Source organism: Acinetobacter sp. T63, from assembly GCF_053852345.1.
Map to the genome: position 1 here is coordinate 1,606,607 of NZ_CM132659.1, position 17,351 is coordinate 1,623,957.

The 17,351-nt window shown below is 44.4% G+C and carries 20 protein-coding genes; 8 read left to right on the forward strand and 12 right to left on the reverse strand.

From position 1 onward, the window contains the following. Window positions 1-97: 97 nt before the first annotated feature. A complete protein-coding gene (locus ACVLR6_RS07810; protein WP_005178408.1) occupies window positions 98-472 on the forward strand; it encodes a DUF2750 domain-containing protein in 375 nt (124 codons plus the stop codon). Window positions 473-617: 145 nt separating this feature from the next. Beyond that, on the forward strand, window positions 618-1,049 hold the full coding sequence (locus ACVLR6_RS07815; RefSeq protein WP_005178410.1) for a CBS domain-containing protein: 432 nt from the start codon (window positions 618-620) through the stop codon (window positions 1,047-1,049). A gap of 103 nt (window positions 1,050-1,152) precedes the next feature. On the opposite strand, the gene trpB is transcribed toward ACVLR6_RS07815, so the two are convergent. The 9 genes from trpB to ACVLR6_RS07860 all read right to left on the reverse strand — a co-directional run bounded on the left by trpB (window position 1,153) and on the right by ACVLR6_RS07860 (window position 8,892). Next, window positions 1,153-2,361, reverse strand: coding sequence for a tryptophan synthase subunit beta (trpB, locus tag ACVLR6_RS07820; protein WP_016658999.1), 1,209 nt, complete (start codon window positions 2,359-2,361; stop codon window positions 1,153-1,155). A 26-nt stretch (window positions 2,362-2,387) separates the two neighbouring features. After that, entirely contained in the window at window positions 2,388-3,575 is a 1,188-nt protein-coding gene (locus ACVLR6_RS07825; protein ID WP_104505803.1) for a vWA domain-containing protein, read from the reverse strand. A 15-nt stretch (window positions 3,576-3,590) separates the two neighbouring features. Beyond that, complete coding sequence (locus tag ACVLR6_RS07830) at window positions 3,591-4,442, reverse strand: AAA family ATPase (protein ID WP_045795395.1); 852 nt, start codon at window positions 4,440-4,442, stop codon at window positions 3,591-3,593. Between the two features lie 37 nt (window positions 4,443-4,479). Beyond that, entirely contained in the window at window positions 4,480-4,863 is a 384-nt protein-coding gene (locus tag ACVLR6_RS07835) for a hypothetical protein (RefSeq protein ID WP_045795396.1), read from the reverse strand. Between the two features lie 21 nt (window positions 4,864-4,884). Further along, window positions 4,885-5,154: a YcgL domain-containing protein gene (locus ACVLR6_RS07840; protein ID WP_374855823.1), complete on the reverse strand. Its 270-nt coding sequence runs from the start codon at window positions 5,152-5,154 to the stop codon at window positions 4,885-4,887. Between the two features lie 168 nt (window positions 5,155-5,322). After that, window positions 5,323-6,465 (reverse strand): ribonuclease D, encoded by a 1,143-nt coding sequence (locus ACVLR6_RS07845; RefSeq protein ID WP_286423015.1) that lies wholly within the window; start codon window positions 6,463-6,465, stop codon window positions 5,323-5,325. A 220-nt stretch (window positions 6,466-6,685) separates the two neighbouring features. After that, on the reverse strand, window positions 6,686-7,282 hold the full coding sequence (gene recR, locus ACVLR6_RS07850) for a recombination mediator RecR (protein ID WP_005178420.1): 597 nt from the start codon (window positions 7,280-7,282) through the stop codon (window positions 6,686-6,688). Between the two features lie 12 nt (window positions 7,283-7,294). Continuing rightward, window positions 7,295-7,624, reverse strand: coding sequence for a YbaB/EbfC family nucleoid-associated protein (locus ACVLR6_RS07855; RefSeq protein ID WP_005178423.1), 330 nt, complete (start codon window positions 7,622-7,624; stop codon window positions 7,295-7,297). 80 nt (window positions 7,625-7,704) lie between these two features. Beyond that, complete coding sequence (locus tag ACVLR6_RS07860; protein ID WP_455994899.1) at window positions 7,705-8,892, reverse strand: O-succinylhomoserine sulfhydrylase; 1,188 nt, start codon at window positions 8,890-8,892, stop codon at window positions 7,705-7,707. Between the two features lie 137 nt (window positions 8,893-9,029). Here ACVLR6_RS07860 and ACVLR6_RS07865 point away from each other — a divergent pair, with 137 nt between their 5' ends. The 5 genes from ACVLR6_RS07865 (at window position 9,030) to ACVLR6_RS07885 (ending at window position 13,185) form a co-directional block, all read left to right on the forward strand. Next, complete coding sequence (locus ACVLR6_RS07865) at window positions 9,030-10,136, forward strand: alpha/beta fold hydrolase (RefSeq protein WP_171293484.1); 1,107 nt, start codon at window positions 9,030-9,032, stop codon at window positions 10,134-10,136. Then, complete coding sequence (locus ACVLR6_RS07870; protein WP_168405787.1) at window positions 10,133-11,005, forward strand: NAD(P)-dependent oxidoreductase; 873 nt, start codon at window positions 10,133-10,135, stop codon at window positions 11,003-11,005. Before ACVLR6_RS07865 ends, ACVLR6_RS07870 begins: the two co-directional genes overlap by 4 nt. Before the next feature lie 82 nt (window positions 11,006-11,087). Beyond that, window positions 11,088-11,357 (forward strand): YARHG domain-containing protein, encoded by a 270-nt coding sequence (locus tag ACVLR6_RS07875; protein WP_045795400.1) that lies wholly within the window; start codon window positions 11,088-11,090, stop codon window positions 11,355-11,357. A 27-nt stretch (window positions 11,358-11,384) separates the two neighbouring features. Further along, on the forward strand, window positions 11,385-11,798 hold the full coding sequence (locus ACVLR6_RS07880) for an HIT family protein (RefSeq protein ID WP_168390003.1): 414 nt from the start codon (window positions 11,385-11,387) through the stop codon (window positions 11,796-11,798). A 346-nt stretch (window positions 11,799-12,144) separates the two neighbouring features. Continuing rightward, on the forward strand, window positions 12,145-13,185 hold the full coding sequence (locus tag ACVLR6_RS07885) for a porin (protein WP_455994902.1): 1,041 nt from the start codon (window positions 12,145-12,147) through the stop codon (window positions 13,183-13,185). Between the two features lie 110 nt (window positions 13,186-13,295). Here the strand turns inward: ACVLR6_RS07885 and ACVLR6_RS07890 are convergent, their stop codons facing one another. Both ACVLR6_RS07890 and ACVLR6_RS07895 read right to left on the reverse strand, forming a co-directional pair. Beyond that, window positions 13,296-13,907 carry a YidB family protein gene (locus ACVLR6_RS07890; RefSeq protein WP_104498959.1) on the reverse strand — a complete coding sequence of 204 codons (612 nt, stop codon included), beginning with the start codon at window positions 13,905-13,907 and terminating at the stop codon, window positions 13,296-13,298. Between the two features lie 107 nt (window positions 13,908-14,014). Continuing rightward, window positions 14,015-14,485, reverse strand: coding sequence for a DUF6231 family protein (locus tag ACVLR6_RS07895; protein WP_455994905.1), 471 nt, complete (start codon window positions 14,483-14,485; stop codon window positions 14,015-14,017). Window positions 14,486-14,520: 35 nt separating this feature from the next. On the opposite strand from ACVLR6_RS07895, the gene ACVLR6_RS07900 reads away from it, so the two are divergent. Next, on the forward strand, window positions 14,521-15,393 hold the full coding sequence (locus ACVLR6_RS07900; RefSeq protein WP_455994908.1) for a DUF2797 domain-containing protein: 873 nt from the start codon (window positions 14,521-14,523) through the stop codon (window positions 15,391-15,393). 70 nt (window positions 15,394-15,463) lie between these two features. Here ACVLR6_RS07900 and ACVLR6_RS07905 read toward each other — a convergent pair whose 3' ends face one another. Further along, window positions 15,464-17,335, reverse strand: a complete 1,872-nt coding sequence (locus ACVLR6_RS07905; RefSeq protein ID WP_104491556.1) for a SurA N-terminal domain-containing protein — start codon at window positions 17,333-17,335, stop codon at window positions 15,464-15,466. Window positions 17,336-17,351 lie beyond the last annotated feature (16 nt).

The window sequence follows — 17,351 nt, forward strand, 5'->3', positions numbered from 1 at the left end:
TTGTTTTTTATATTTGTTTACGATTTAACGCAAAGCTTAAACGCTTTATTCATCTGAATTTCCTACAATACAGGCACCACATTAGTGTTTATATGACATGAACCAGATTAAGTCTTTAAAACCCGCTGCCCAAGATATTCACATGAAAATCAGTATTCTAAAATCAATGATGTATTGCGGGGTACTTTGGGGGCTATATCATCAGGGTTGGGCCATGACCTCCGATCAGGATGATTTTATTTTTCCCTTTTGGTTAAACGGTGTCCAAGCCTATAAATATGCCAAGAAACACTGGCCAAACTACACTCCGCGCCAGATTAGCCCGCAGGATTTTCAGAATTCCCTGCTACCGACCTTAACCCGTTTAAAAGTTACACCGGCGCTGTGTCATTGTTCCAGCCAGCAATTCAAGCTGACCACACAGCAAATGAAACACTTTTTCTTTAATGACGCCCAGTTAAAGACCGCTTAACGTAGAGATTCATGCACCATTAAACCTCAATGAAAACAATATGACTGCTGATTATGGCCTCTAATGATAAAACTATTGGCATTTTTCAAAATTGAGGTTAAGTTAGAACCCATACCAAGAACAAAAATGGCAAGGACCAGACAGAATGACCAATGTAACACACGTATTAAAAGATAAGCATAGCCAGGAAATATACACCGTTAGTCCAGAAGCAACTGTACTCGAAGCAATTTCAATTATGGCCGATAAAGGCATCGGGGCGCTTGTAGTGACCCATGAAGGCCAAGTGGTCGGGATTTTATCCGAGCGTGACTACACCCGTAAAATTGCGTTGATGGAACGCTCTTCTTATGACACCACCGTCAATGAGATTATGACCGCAAAGGTACTGACCGTGACCCAAAGCACCAGTGTAGAAGACTGTTTGAGCCTGATGACCGATCGTCATTTACGTCATTTACCGGTAGTAGAAGATGGCAAACTGGTTGGACTAGTGTCGATTGGCGACTTGGTAAAAGCAGTAATGGATGATCAACGTAAACTGATCGACCAGCTACAACAATATATTGCCAGCTAAACAGACAATATAAAAAACTCTCCTTCAAGAGAGTTTTTTTATGGCTAGCCTTTTAAAAAACGATCTTTTTTAAAACTGCTCGTTTAAAAGAGACTAAACAGGATTAATTCAAGCCCAGCTTGTGTGCCACATAGTCCGCATCTTTGTCACCGCGACCAGACAGGTTCACCACAATATTGGTGTCTTTGGACATTTTTGGTGCTTCACGCATTGCCCATGCGACCGCATGCGAGCTTTCCAGTGCCGGCACAATCCCTTCAACCCGAGACAGCTGAATAAAGGCATCCAGACATTCCTGATCAGTAGCAGTGGTATATTCGACACGACCAGCATCTTTCAGGAAGCTGTGCTGTGGCCCTACACCCGGATAATCCAGCCCAGATGCAATCGAGTGTACCGGGAGTGGCTCACCCTGCTCATCTTCCAGCACATAACAGGCCATACCGTGTAACTGACCCGGTTTGCCTAAAGTGAGGGTTGCAGAGTGCATATCGGTATTCAGGCCATGACCGGCTGGCTCAACACCAACCAGTTTTACTTCCGGATCATTCAGAAACGCGGTAAAAGCGCCCACAGCATTAGAACCACCACCGACACAAGCCACAATATAATCCGGCTGTGCACCAAAACGTTCCTGCGCCTGAACTTTAATTTCATCACCAATAATGGCCTGGAAATCACGTACCATCATCGGGAATGGATGCGGTCCCACCACCGAACCAATCGCATAAATATAGTTTTTCGGATCTTTTAAGTATTCTTCGAAGGCGCTGTCTACCGCATCTTTTAAGGTTGCAGTGCCGCGGGTCACGGAAATCAGCTTGGCGCCCAGAATTTTCATTTTTACGACATTGGGATGTTCTTTCTCAATATCGACCTGACCCATGTGAATTTCGCATGGAATACCGACCAGGGCACAGGCGGTTGCCAATGCCACGCCATGCTGACCAGCGCCAGTTTCGGCAATGACTTTGGTTTTGCCCATATATTTGGCCAGCAAGGCTTCACCTAAACAATGGTTAATTTTATGTGCACCAGTGTGGTTTAAATCTTCACGTTTTAAATAGATTTGTGCCCCGCCCAACTGCTCAGATAAACGCTTGGCATGAAATAGCGGACTTGGACGACCTACATAATGTGCGAATAGCTCAGCCAGTTCCTGCTGAAATTCCGGAGTCTGACGAATTTCTTCGTAGGCCACTTTAATATCATCCATCGCCGCTTTCAGATGCGGTGGAATAAACTGCCCGCCATATTCACCAAAAAAGCCATCTTCATTGGGTAAGGCAACGCCATTCATCTGAGAGTTCATGCAGTATTCCTTCTATTTTATGAAGCTTAACGCGCCAAATAACGGGTTAAATCTTCAATCCCCTTTAACGTCATGGGATACATATGATTTTCAAAAATTTGCTGAATTAAACCGATGGTCTGGGTGTAGTGCCAATATTGCTCTTGTTCCGGGTTCAGCCAGGCGGTTTTATCAAAATGCTGGCGTAAACGGCGTAACCACACTTGCCCGGCCTCATCATTCATATATTCCACTGAACCCCCAACGGCATTCAGCTCATAAGGTGCCATACTGGCATCCCCGACCACAATGACACGATAGTCGCGTCCGTAGGTGTTGAATAAATCCCAGGTGTTCATACGGGTGTGTGAACGGCGCACATTGTCTTTCCAGACATAGTCGTACAGGCAGTTATGAAAATAAAAATATTCCAACGTTTTAAATTCGGTTTTGGCCGCACTAAACAGCTTTTCACACTGGGCGATGTGCGCATCCATGGAGCCGCCGACATCAAACAGCATTAACACTTTAACCCGGTTACGCCGTTCGGGTACCAGTTGCACATCCAGAATACCCTGTTTGGCGGTTTCACGAATGGTGCCATCGACATCTAATTCTTCAGCCGCGCCCTGACGGGCAAACTTGCGCAGACGGCGCAGCGCCATTTGCATTTGCCGTGAACCGAGCAGCTGGTCATCATCCAGATTACGGTATTGACGCTGTTCCCAGACTTTAACCGCTGAACGTTTACGGCCCGGCCCGCCTATACGCACCCCTTCAGGATGATCACCATAGGCACCAAACGGCGAGGTTCCACCGGTCCCAATCATGCGGTTACCGCCCTGATGCTTTTTATGCTGTTCGCGTAAACGCTCTTCCAGCATTTTCATCAGCTCTTCCAATGAACCGGCTTTTTTCAGTTCTTCGCGCTGCTCCGGGGTTAAATGCTTTTCCAGCAGCTCCAGATCAAACCAGTCTTTCGGCAGCTTATGGACCTGATTCAGCAATTCATCCAGATCAAAGGTCGAGATACCATCAAAGTAATCTTTCATGGCCCGGTCGAACTTGTCAAAAAAGCGCTCATCCTTGACCATAATGGTTTTGGCCAGATGATAAAACTCATCCTGATTGGCAAAGACCAGACCTTCTGCCACTGCACGGTTCAGGTCAATCAGTTCGCGGGTGGTGACCGGGATGCCGTATTTTCTTAAGGTATAAAACAATCGCACAAACATGTGGCGATTACTCCCTTAACGACGGGCCATAAAGGCTAAGCGTTCCAGTAACTGAACATCCTGCTCGTTTTTAATCAGCGCACCATACAATGGTGGAATGGCTTTGGTTTTGTCAGCATTACGCAGAATATCGTCCGGCATGTCATCCGCCATTAACAGGCTCAGCCAGTCAATCAATTCAGAGGTTGAAGGTGGTTTTTTCAGGCCCGGAATCTGGCGTAGTTTAAAGAATACCTGTAAGGCTTCTGACACCAAAGTCGTGGAGATATTCGGGAAATGCACATTGATGATGTCGCGCATGGTGGCTTCATCAGGGAAATCAATATAATGGAAGAAACAGCGACGCAAGAAAGCATCGGGCAGTTCTTTTTCATTATTGGAAGTGATGATCACAATCGGACGCTGCGTTGCGCTAATGGTTTCGCCAGTTTCATAAACGAAAAAGGACATTTTATCCAGCTCATGCAGCAAGTCGTTTGGAAACTCGATATCGGCCTTGTCAATCTCGTCAATCAGCAGTACACAGCGCTCTTCACTGCTAAACGCTTCCCACAGTTTGCCCGGCTTAATATAGTTTTTAATATCATAAACCCGGTCATCCCCCAGCTGGCTATCACGTAAACGCGACACGGCATCATATTCATACAGGCCTTGCTGGGCTTTGGTGGTCGATTTGATATGCCAGGTAATCAGTTTCAGTCCCAGGCTTTGCGCGACCTGCTCGGCCAGTAAGGTTTTACCGGTACCCGGTTCACCTTTAATTAACAGGGGCTTTTGTAAACGACGTGCCGCCTGCACCGCCAGCTTTAAGCTGTCAGTGGCGATGTATTGATCAGTACCAGTGAAGTGTTGTGTATCTACAGACATGAGATAACCTTATTTCAATTTAAACTTATTTTTGTAATTAAAGCGCTGTGCTGTTGTTCTTGGCAGCAAGACCTGCCTTACGCTGGCTATATTTAGACCAGAAATAACCAACCACCAGTCCTAAACCAATCACCACCAGAATGGCAGATAAATTGGACCAGACCAGCGGCATTTCCTTGGTTAATACACCAAACAGCAAACCAAAGGTGGCCGGTGCAATACCTGCATTATGCCCTTCGGAAATGGTAGGCGTCAGCAAGATAGCAAAGACCACAATCCAGCTTACGCCGCCAAGTGGATGAGGCAGACGTTTGGCAATTTCATACCAGCACCATAAAATAATCAGGCTACCCAATAGATAGACCGTAACGGCAATGGTATTTTCAGGAATTGATTCTAAAAAAGTCATTAAATTTTCCATCACTCAACTCCTGAATTTAACTTAGGCACCGCGTAAGCCTTCTGGCTCAACCGCATTCGGATTGATTAAACCTTCTGGCGGCATTTGAATAAAGAAGCCTTTGGTTTGAATCGAATCCATGACATGCAGAATATTGGCCCGCGCCAGTTTACGGTTTTCATGCAATTCTAAATCCATAACAAACGTTGCACGACCAAATGCAGTACGCAGTACTTCCGGTACCACTTCAAGCGGATCTGCCGCTTCTGCTTGATCATCTTGGCTTTCAATACGAGCGACATAAAGATACATTTCATCTTTTTTGCTCGATTTATAAATTGAACAGAACATATTCAGCACAATACTCGTTTAACTCAGGCCAAAGCATACATCAAAAAAAAGACGGATACATTAGTGATTATTAACGCATCAGTCGTGATTGTGTACAAATCATAATTCTGGCAGCAGTTTGCTGTTTTTTTAATCCATCACTTTCATATGATTGGATAAATACTGCTGATCTTGATGCAGCACTTTAATCAGCGGCTTGGTCAGCAGATCATAACGCCAGCCCAATAAATAGCTTGGTAAATCCTGCTCATCATTTTTAAATACCACATGCTGATACAGGGCATTCAGCCATTTTTTCCGCATCAGTACTTCTTTGGGGATACCGGTTTCATTGACGCCGCGCTGAATCACCTGCTCAATGTGCTGTCCCACCTCTTTGGAAGAATGGCGAATTGGACGCGCCATGCGCAGCGGCCAGTGCTCTGGATCGGGCAGGAATTTCAACAGGTCTAAAATGGTTTTGCCATGTTCACGTAAAATATTTGGACGGATTTCCTTCACGTGTGACAGCTGGAAATTGTTTTTCGGATTTTTCTCAACCAGATCCAGCAAGGTGGTATTTTTCAGAATAAAGCTGCGTGGCTGGTTTAAAGCCTTAACCATCTGTTCACGCCAGACCACCAGTTGCTGTAACTGCATAAGCTGACGGCGTGAATGGCGGTAATTACCGACATCCTGATACAGACGCTCTAGCGGTGTATCTTCCCCAATTTCCTGGGTTAAATGACGGCAGTCTTCTACCACCAGATTCAGTAACGATTTTTGCTGCAAGTCCTGCTGTACTTTTTCTGCCAGTTGCATTAAATACAGCACATCATTGGCTGCATATTGCAACTGTTCCGGTGATAATGGTCGCGCCAGCCAGTCCGAACGGGTCTGGTCTTTGTCAATATCGACCTCTAGCACCTGCTTTAGAGCATTCTGATAGCTGACCTGCAGACCATAGCCCAAAAAGGACATGCCAACCTGGGTATCAAATACATTTTTCAGTGATTTTTGCTGGGCATAATGATAGATCAGGTCGATATCTTCGCCGCAAGCATGGAAAATATTCTGCTGCGCCTGGAAGATTTTTTCCCAGAACGCCGAAAGATTCAGCGTTGTTCCATCCAACAAATAAACTTTTCCTGCGACATTAATCTGGAACACCCCCAATTTGGGCCATAAGGTATCAACCTTGATGAATTCGGTATCCAGTCCATAGGTAGAGTTTTGACTCATTAATGTTAAAACATTTTCAAAGTCTTGTTGCTGTTGAATAAATTGGAACATAGCAGAGAGAGTCGTTAAAGTTTCTCAAGGGGTATTTTAACCAATAAATATAATTTAGCTATAAAAAAATAAAACTTACGGTATATTTTGCTGATTTTTTTTAAAGTTTAAGCTCAAGATAAACAAAAGTTTATATTTTTTATATCTTAGTTAAAGTTTCAATATTTGATTAAGACCCAATTTAAAAAGTTGAAATCTGATGAAATAAGCACCGGAGTACTTATTTCATGCGCATACGGTTATGGACAGCCTGACTTAAAGTGTGACTGTCGATATATTCCAGTTCACCACCTTGCGGCACGCCCTGGGCAATCCGGGTCATCTGCACCGGTAAATGCTTGGTCGCTTCGACCAGATAATGCGCCGTCGCCTGACCTTCTACCGTGGCATTGGTCGCCAGAATCACTTCTTTGACCTGACCCGAGCTTAAACGGTGAATTAAAGCTGGAATCCCGATTTCTTCCGGGCCAATCCCGTCAAGCGGCGATAAATGCCCGCCCAAGACATGATATTTACCGCGGAAGCTGCCACTTTGTTCAATTGCCATGACATCGGCTGGTGATTCCACCACGCAGAGTAATTCTTCATCACGTTCCGAAGATGCGCAGATATTGCACACTTCATCTTCGGTTAAAGAATGGCAGATGGAACATTCGTGAATATGCGTGGTCGCCTCATTTAAGGCATAAGCCAGACCCAGCGCGCCTTCACGGTTTTTCATGATCAGGTGCAAGGCCATGCGCTGGGCCGATTTTGGCCCAACACTTGGCAAAATACGCAAGGCTTGTACCAGTTGATCAAAACGATCGCTGAACACAGATGCGCTACCTTAGAACATGCCTGCCAAACCTGGTGGTAAGCCCATACCAGAATTCGCTGCTTTCATACGTTCTTCAGAAATGGTTTCTGCCTGACGCGCTGCATCATTCATGGCCGCAGCAATCAGGTCTTCAATCATGTCTGGATCGTCTTGTAACAGTTCAGGATTGATTTCAATACGCTTTACCACGTTACGGCAGGTCATGGTTACTTTGACCAGACCACCGCCCGCTTCGGCATGCACTTCAGTTTGTGCCAGTTCTTCTTTGGCTTTCTTGATATTGTTTTCTACTTCTTTCTGCATGCGCTGCGCTTGCTGCATTAACATATTAATGTTCATAAAAATCTCCGAACAAAACTGACATCTTTGGCTAAGCACTCTACACGAAAATTCAGCAAAAAGATGTCAGAATTTATAAATTAAATCAGGTCTAAACCACGGCTAAGGTCGCGAATAATATCATCAATATCTTCCAGACCCACAGAAACACGAATTAAACCTTCTGAAATACCGGCTTGCTGTTTGGCTTCGGCAGACATACGGCCATGTGAGGTGGTGGCAGGATGGGTAATCGTAGATTTTACATCGCCCAGGTTACTGGTAATGGATAAGAAACGCGTGTTATCAATGACGGTCCATGCGCCTTCACGCTCACCTTTCACCACGAACGATACAACACCACCAAAACCGCTTTGTTGTTTTTTCGCTAACTCATGCCCCGGATGCTGCGGCAAACCGGCGTAATACACGGTTTCCACTTTTGGATGGGCATCCAGCCATTCTGCCAGCTTCTGCGCACTGGCACAGTGGGCTTTCATCCGCAGGTTCAGGGTTTCCAGACCTTTAAGGAAGACCCAGGCATTAAACGGGCTCATCGAGTTACCCAGGGTACGAATCACGCCATTAATTTCTTCCAATAACTGATGATTACCGACAACAGCACCACCCAAGGCACGGCCCTGACCATCAATATATTTGGTTGATGAATAAATGATTAAATCCGCACCAAATTTAATCGGCTGCTGTAAAACCGGGGTACAGAAGGTATTGTCAACGGCAAACAAGGCATTGGCTGCATGGGCAATATCAGCAATCGCTTGCAAATCACCCACTTGTGCCAATGGATTAGATGGGGTTTCAATAAACAGTAAGCGTGTATTTGGGCGAATCGCCTGCTGCAAGGCCGCTAAATCTTCCAGATCAACAAAGGTTACATCTACGCCAAATTTCATGACATATTTTTCAAATAATGAAATGATCGAGCCGAATACCGCGCGTGAACACACCACATGATCGCCGGCTTTTAAATAGGCCAGGGTAATTGCATGTACTGCAGCCATACCTGAACTGGTGGCCACGGCACGTTCTGCGCCATCGAGCACTGCTAAGCGTTTTTCAAAAGTATGGACAGTCGGATTGGTATAACGGGAATAGGTATTCCCTTCAATTTGCCCAGAAAATTTGGCGGCTGCATCAGCTGCACTTTCGCAAACAAAAGACGATGTTAAAAAGATGGGTTCACTATGCTCACCCTCGAAGGTACGGTCATGACCAGTACGAATTGCCAAAGTATCTAACTGATATTCGATCTCGTCTTGTTCGCTCATCTCGATTTTCGCCCTTAGACTACCGTTATAAGAATTGCCAACATTTTGAGCGCCCAAGGTGTTTAAGGTCAAGGTAAAATATGGAAATATCGCTTAGACTTCATCCAACTCAGCGTCATGACAAGCAGATAGAGGCTATGAACCCAGTACAGAAAAAATTTGCAGATCAACGCAAGAAGTTAAAAAACTTATCGACCCGGCTTTTTAACAGCAAGACTTTGGTGATCTCCCAAACCACACCGTATGAGATCATTGGCGAATACCAACACGCACAAATCCGTTATTACGCTTCACCCAATAAAGCCTATCAGGAGCCGCTGGTCTTTGTTGCGCCGCTGGCGATTAATATGGCGATTTATGATTTGTATCCCTATCGCTCTTTAATCAAGCATTTCCAGCATAGCGGTTTTGATGTCTATCTGATTGACTGGGGACGTTTAAACTATGCCCATCGTCATTTAAATTTTATGTACTTTATTAATGCCGCAATTCCGCATTGTATTGAACAGATTCGACAGCATTCCCATAGTGAGCAGATTTCCCTACATGGCTGGAGTATGGCCGGCGTCTTTGTGATGCTGTATACCGCCTATCGTCAACCTCAGATTGTGAAAAACCTGATGGTGCTGGGCAGCCCGGTAGATAGTTATGCTTCCGGTCGCATCGGCCAGCTGTTTAAACGCAGCAACCAGCTGATTTCACGTAATCACAAATTAAAACAGGCCTTACATCAGGGCTCTATTCCCCCACATTTCATTCATACGCCCGGCATCATCAACGCTTTAGGTTTTAAAATTCTAGATCCTAAAGGCTGGCTGGACAGTCAGCGCCAGCTGTTTCTCAACCTGCATGATCCGCAAATACTGCATGAACATGCCACGCTGGGGAATTTCCTGAACAATATGATTGATTATCCGGGCGGGATTAATCAGGACATGGTACTGAATGTCTGGCTGCAAAATCCGTTAAAAAACGGCATTATCCGCCTGAAGGATGAACATATTGAACTAAAAAATATTCGCTGTTCTTTATTTGTCGGGGCCGGGCAAAGCGACCAGATTGTGACGGCTGCCGCTGCACAGCCTTTAAGCCAGTTGACAAGTAGTACAGATGTCACGTTTACTCTTATTCCGGGTGGTCACTTAGGCCTGATGTCCAGCCAGAAAAGTGCCAATGAATTCTGGCCCAAGCTGACCCGGTGGCTCGAGCAAAGATCAACAAAAATACACAAGGAAACCGCATGATTCAGTCTGTTGCATTTATTGGTTTGGGCGCTATGGGATACCGCATGGCCGCACATTTACCCCAGCATTTTGATACAGTCTATGTCTGGAACCGTAATTTTGCCAAAGCCGAGCAACACGCAGCGGAATATGCTACACAGGCGGTTCAGCTTGAACAGGCCGTACAGGCCGATGTGATTTTTTCCTGCCTGCCGACCAGCCAGGATGTAGAACATCTGTTAGAGGGTTTGACGCTAAAAGCCGGCTCTATCTGGGTGGACTGTACCAGCGGTGTTCCAGATTCTGCCCAAAAAGTAGCTGCACAGCTCAAAGCACAACAGGTAGATTTTTTAGATGCACCTGTGAGTGGGCAAACCATCGGTGCAGAAAAAGGCACCTTAACCGTGATGGTGGGCGGTGATGCGCAAGCATTTGAAAAAGCCCTACCCGCGATGCAGGCTTTTGGGCAACTGATCAAGCATGTCGGTGAACCGGGCGCTGGTTTTGCTGTTAAAGCCATTAACAACATGTTGATGGCTGTCAATTTATGCGCCGTTGCCGAAGGATTTACCACCTTAAAAGCGCATGGGGTAAACTTAAACGAAGCGCTGGATTGTATTAATGCCTCAAGCGGCAAAAGCGCGGTAACGGAAATGGTGCTACCTCAACGTATTCTTAATCGCGCATTTCCACTGACCTTTGCTCTGCCGCTACTGGCCAAAGATACCGGAATTGCTTTAGACTTGGTACGCGATGCAAAACTTTCAGCACCGGTACTGGGGCTGGCCCAAAGTTTGATACAGGCTGCCAATGCTACTGCTGAACCAGATAGCGACTTCTCCAGCGCCGTTAAAATGTATGAGGCCTGGAGCAAGATTACAATTGAGTAAGATCTGGCCATTGAATAATCAGAATAAAACCTAATATTGTGAGTAGATGCTTACCCACAATGTTATTACAGAGGAAACTCGTATGAATAAGCTCACTGTTGCATTATTGACCAGTCTTGCAACATTCATTGGGGCAAATACCACGGCTTTTGCTTCAGCACAGGAATGTCAAAAGCTGAAAAATGATCATGATGTGATTTATGCATCAAAAGGCTTCTGCTTTAAAGATCCTGAAGCCAAAGCCAAGTTTGGCAATGACAACTGCTATACCACCAAGCCAAAATTTTCTGAAAGAGAGCAACAACGACTTGACGAAATCAAGGCGCGTCAGAAAGAATTGAACTGTAAATAATTCAATGCATTGATTAAAGGAAATATCATGGCTTACGATGATCAAAATATTTTTGCAAGAATCCTGCGTGGAGAACTGCCTGCAATTAAAGTCTATGAAGATGATCAGGTTCTTGCGTTTATGGACATCATGCCTCAGGCAGATGGTCATACACTGGTCATCCCGAAATCACCTGCGGTTACCCTGCTCGACTTAGATCCACAAGTGGCAGCCTACACCATTCAGGTGGTGCAGAAAGTTGCCAAAGCCATGGAAAAAGCCTTAGGGCTAGATGGAATTGTATTAATGCAGCTGTCTGGCGCTGCTGCGGGACAAACTGTACCGCATGTTCATTTCCACCTCATTCCAACCTCGGTACATCAACTCGGTAAACATGCTGCGCAGATGGGTGACCAGGAAAAAATCATGCAACTGGCTGAAAAGATTAAGGCAGTGCTTTAAAATATTTTCCCCGGTGAAATGTAAAAATGAATGGAGCGACTGCTCCATTTTTTTAAGCAGAACTTCTGCTAAACCTATTTTTATGACACTAAGGTGTCAATTCGCTTGCAATTAAGTTATTCATTTCATAAATTTTTTCTAAATTTAAAAACCTGTTCACTTAAAATTTGCGATTAAAGGTAAGTTTTTGATCTGATTTGTTCTTTTTAATAATTTTGAAATATTTCCTTAATATTACTGTCGCATTTGTAAGGAATACTTAGCACCAATAGAGAGCAGCGGTAGATCAACCCTACTTCTGAACAATGTTTAGGACTAAAAACAATAGTCTGTATTGGAGCTACACATGAAAAAAACGCTTTGCGCATTAGCAGTTGGGGCAACCTTATTTACACCAGCACTAGCTATGGCTGCTGATGTTAAAGTTTATGGTCGTGCACACGTATCTTTAGACTATCTTGATGATGGTGCAGACTACAACGAAGTTGGACTATCTTCAAACTCTTCTCGTTTAGGCTTCAAAGCTGAACAAAAATTAGAAAACGGCATGACTGTTTTTGGTCAAATCGAACAAGAAATTAACTTCGCTAGCGGTTCAGCAAACGATGATTTAGAGTTTGCAACTCGCGATACTTTCGTTGGTTTAAAAGGTGATTTTGGTCAGGCACGTGTAGGTCGCTTTGACAGCCCGTTTAAAGTTGCTCGCGGTCCAGTCAACTTCTTTGGTGACCAATTAGGTGATATCCGTAACGTAACACGTGCAGGTGACTTACGTTTTGATGAACGTAATGCCAATACGATTGAATATAAATCACCAAAATTTGGCGGTGGCTTTAATGTAATCGGTGCATTATCTCTACACGAAGATAACAGCGTAGATAACGAAGCAAATAAAGATAAAGCTTATGACCTTGCTTTAACATATAAAGAAGGTCCAGTTGATTTTGCTGCTGCGTATGAACACTATGAAGAAGATGCAAACCGTGGTGAACGTGATGGCTTCCGTGTTGCAGCTGCATATAAAATCACACCTGAATTAAACTTCGGTGGTTTATATCAGTATTTAACGCATGATAACGATGCTGACAACCCAGATGCTCAAGTATTTGGTGTAGCAGCGGATTATAAGTTTGCACCAAAAACTTATTTACGTGGTCAAGTGTTCCACCGTGATGTAGATGCAGATGATGAAAATGCAACTCTTCTTGCAGTGGGTCTTGAACATCGCCTAGACAAAGCAGTACGTGTATATGGTAACTTGGCTACTGTACTGAATGATGAAAACTCAAATCTGACTCCATGGTCTCAAGGACGCTCAAATAGCGTAGGTGGTACACGTGGTGAAGATGCATTCGGTCTTTCTCTAGGTTTCCGTTACGACTTCTAAGTCTAACCTCTACCTAAAAAGCAAAAAAAACACGCTTCGGCGTGTTTTTTATATCCAGATTTATGGATTTAAAAAGCCAACCTCAGGTTGGCTTCATTATATAAACAGGCTTATCTTTTCAAGAAACCTGACACCATATTCAGCACATTCTGAATATCATTATTGGCTTCAGTTTTACTGGTCTGCTCACCCTGTGGAGTTAAAGAGTCAATAATCTGTGGCAACACCTGTGAAATTGCGCCATAAATATCCTGTTTAGGGGCATGGGTTTGCTGCGCTACCTGTTCCACTTCTTCATCATCAAACAGATTCTGGACTTCCTGCGGATTCACACTGGCATTCTCGCCCGGCCCGGTCGAAACCCAGTCATCCACCTGGCTGCTTAGGCCCTGACCTTTTAATTTGTCCAGTGCACCTTGCAAACCACCCTGCTTTTGAATCCAGGCCAGCACCAAAGGCAATACCGCAACCAGAAGAGAAGTTTTAGAACTACCACCTAGCCCCTGACTGGAACCACCGAATTGGCCCAGCACAGAGCCTAAAATCCCACCCAAACCGCCTTGCTGGCTTTGCCCACTCTGCTGGTGATTATTTCCAAGTTGACCTAGAACTGAACCGAGAATACCGCCTAGCCCACCACTTTGTTGGGATTGCTGCTGATTGGAATTTGAACCTAAGGCCTGTTTCGCCAAAATTTCCACAATATTGCTTAAGTTTGTCATGATTTTTATTTCTTCCTTTAATGACATTCACTCAGCATACGATGCTTCATTCATCTGAAACATCCGAAATTGTTATGTTTTTGCAAAAACCGCAGAAAAGCTGAGCATTACCAGCGATATTTATCCCAGTTTTCCGGGTTAGCCCAGAATTTGGAATTAAACCAGTCCGGTACATGCTTATAGGTCAAAATATTAAATTGCCACAACATTAGGTCATGCTGCGGCTGGCTTTTATCCATCAGTTGAGTAAAGCCCAAGGCACGTAATAAAGGTTCATCTTGACGTTTAGTCACCACCACCATACGTTTGGCCAGCAAATCACGCAGTTTCACCAAAAGCTGCGATTTCTGCACGCTGCTCAAATCTGCCATTTCTTCAGTATCGAGTAGTACAAAAGCCAAATCAAAACGCTGGGTAAAAGGCAGATTTAAAAGCGTAGTTACGTTAAAATATTGCCATTGAATTGTCTGATGATGATCGTATTGTTCAAGATGTTGACCAATACACAATGCAGTAGAAACTGGCTGCTCCTGGGTTAAATCGTCTAGCATAGAAGTGATGACATTCATCTCAGCCATGACTGCATTCCTTATGATGAAAGTGAGTATTTTTTATGGAACTACAAGGCATTTGCCATAAAATGCATGCAGGTCTAAAGGACCTTAGTGTAACTGATCAACAGACACACCGGGCAAATGTTGAATATAAATTTATTCTGGATCGCTCAGAAATCGAACTGCCTTTTCGCTTGGGTCAAGAAATAGAAATTGAATGGACCGGCAATATTTACTGTGTTTCTTGCGGCAGCAAAACTCCAAAATCCTATTCACAAGGTCACTGCTTTAAATGCTTTAAAACCAAAGCGTCCTGTGACATGTGTATTATGAAACCGGAAACCTGCCATTATCATTTAGGCACTTGCCGCGAAGAAGAATTTGCACGATCTGTCTGCTTCCAGCCGCATGTGGTGTACCTAGCCAACTCCAGTGGCTTAAAGGTCGGGATTACCCGTATTGGCCAAATGCCAACACGCTGGCTGGATCAAGGGGCGACTCAGGCCTTACCGATTATGAAAGTCGGCTCTCGTCGTTTATCTGGGCAACTGGAAATCATGTTTGGTTCACAAATTGCCGATAAAACTGACTGGCGCAAACTGCTCAAAGGTGAAGCTGAACCGGTCGATTTAATTGCGACCCGTGACCAGCTGATTGAAGAATTTTCACCAAAAATCAGCACCATTCGTGAAGAATTTAACCAGAATCTTGAGTTTAATGAAACATTGGAATTGATGGAGCAGGAACGTCCACGTGAGTTTATTTATCCGGTGGAACAGTATCCTGAAAAAATTAAATCGCATAATCTGGATAAGACCCCGGTGATTCGCGGCAAACTTTTCGGGATTAAAGGACAATATTTAATTTTAGATACTGGCGTAATTAATATCCGTAAATATACCGGCTATGAACTGATTATCCGTACTGAATAAACTTTTCACCAAAATATAAGCACAATAAAAAAACCGGCGTTTGCGCCGGTTTTTTATTATGCAGTCAGACTTATTCAATATCTGCTTTAGCTTTCAGATACTGGGTATAGTCATCCAGTTCTTGCTGGGCGCGCAGCTGTTGATACAACTTGGCCAGCTCCTGTAACTGTTCAGGCGTTAAAGCATTTGAAGTGGTACGGTTCACATTCGATACTGCCACGACCACCAGTTCATTTGGCAAAGCTGCCGTGGTCACAGACCACATCCCTTGCTTCGGTGGCATCAAGCTAAATGCAGCACGCTCAATTTCACGCTTTAAACGACCTTCAGCACGGGTAAATACACCAGCATCTTCAAAACGGATTTGCTGCTGAGCCAAGACTTCTGCAGCCGGTTGCGTCTTGAACTCATCCAGTGATTTCTGGATTTTGGCTTTGGCTGCATTAAAGGCTTTTTCTTCAATCAGTTTGGCACGTACACGTGGTGTTGCTTCAGCCAGGGTTTGCACACCCGCAGCATGATACTCACGTACTTTCACCCAAACCACATTACCATTGGCCATTTGAATGTTACTTGAAGCGTTACGATCGCCGTTTTTCACATCATCATTAAACAGTTTCACCTTCACACTTGGATCAGATAATACTGGATGCTGAGAGGCCAGACTAAAGCCTTTTACCGATTCAACCTTGGTGCCTTTGACTTCCTGAGATACCACATCCAGCGCATCACTACCCACCACCATCTCATTCAGGCTATTTACCGTATCCGAGAAGGCATTTTGCTGTTTGGTCTTTTTCAGTTCTGCAGTTAAACGGGCTTTTTCCGCTTCAAAAGAAGGCACCTGAACTGCATCGGTTTCAACCTGAATTAGATGATAACCATATTGGGTTTTCACCGGCTGAGAAATCTGACCTGATTTCAGACTGGTGACTGCCTGATCAAAGGCATTGCCAAAGGCACCCACGTCATAAGCCTCAAATAAGCCACCCTTGTCTTTAGATTCCGGGTCTTCTGAATATTTCTGTGCAGCAGCGGCAAAACTGGTGCCCTGCTGGATTTCAGCATACACCTGATCCGCCAGTTTTTTGGCAGCTGCATCATCACGTGCATCGGTGGTAATTAAAATATGTTTAACCTCACGCGCTGCATTTTTTTGCTGGGCTTCAACAAACTTGTCATAGGCCTGTTGCAATTCTGCATCGGTGATTGCAGCTTCAGTCGCGGAAATATGTGCTGGCGTCAGAACAATAAAGTCGACATCAACATTGGCGACCTGCTTAAACAGGGTCGAATGTTTATTGTAATAATCACTGATTTCTTGCGCTGAAACCTGAATATTTTTCTTATATTCATCCAGTTTAATGCTGGATAAATGCAAGGTACGCTGTTCGGTTTGTAAATTGGCAATCTGCTGGATATCCAGCTCGCTCACTAAGGCATGATCCATAAAGCTCGCGCTAAGCATTTTCAAGGCATGATCCTGACGCAGGTTCTGGATTAAAGCCTGACTGCTCATGCCCACTGAACGCAGGTAATTGGCATACAGTGCTTCAGAAAACTGGCCATTTTCCTGAAAGCTTGGTTGCTGGGCAATCATCTGCTCAATTTGCGCATCGCTTAAGGAAATACCCAAATGTTCCGTCTGTTGTAACAGCAAGGTACGTGCAATCAGAGTATCGAGTGCTTTATTTTCAATATACGCCTGATTCAACAAGGTCTCATCGCCTTGTGTATAGCTGAGATATTGTTGTTTTAATGAGTTGGTTAAGGCTTCTAATTCCTGTTTGGAAACCTGTTGCCCATTTACTGATTTTGCCGAGTCGGCAGAATTGCCGCCACTAAAATATCCTTCAATACCTACAAGTGCTAAAGGGATCAGAAACAGAACGAGCAAAACCTTGCCCAACCAGCCCTTAATAACATTACGAAAAGATTCCATAAGTATTCCAATATTT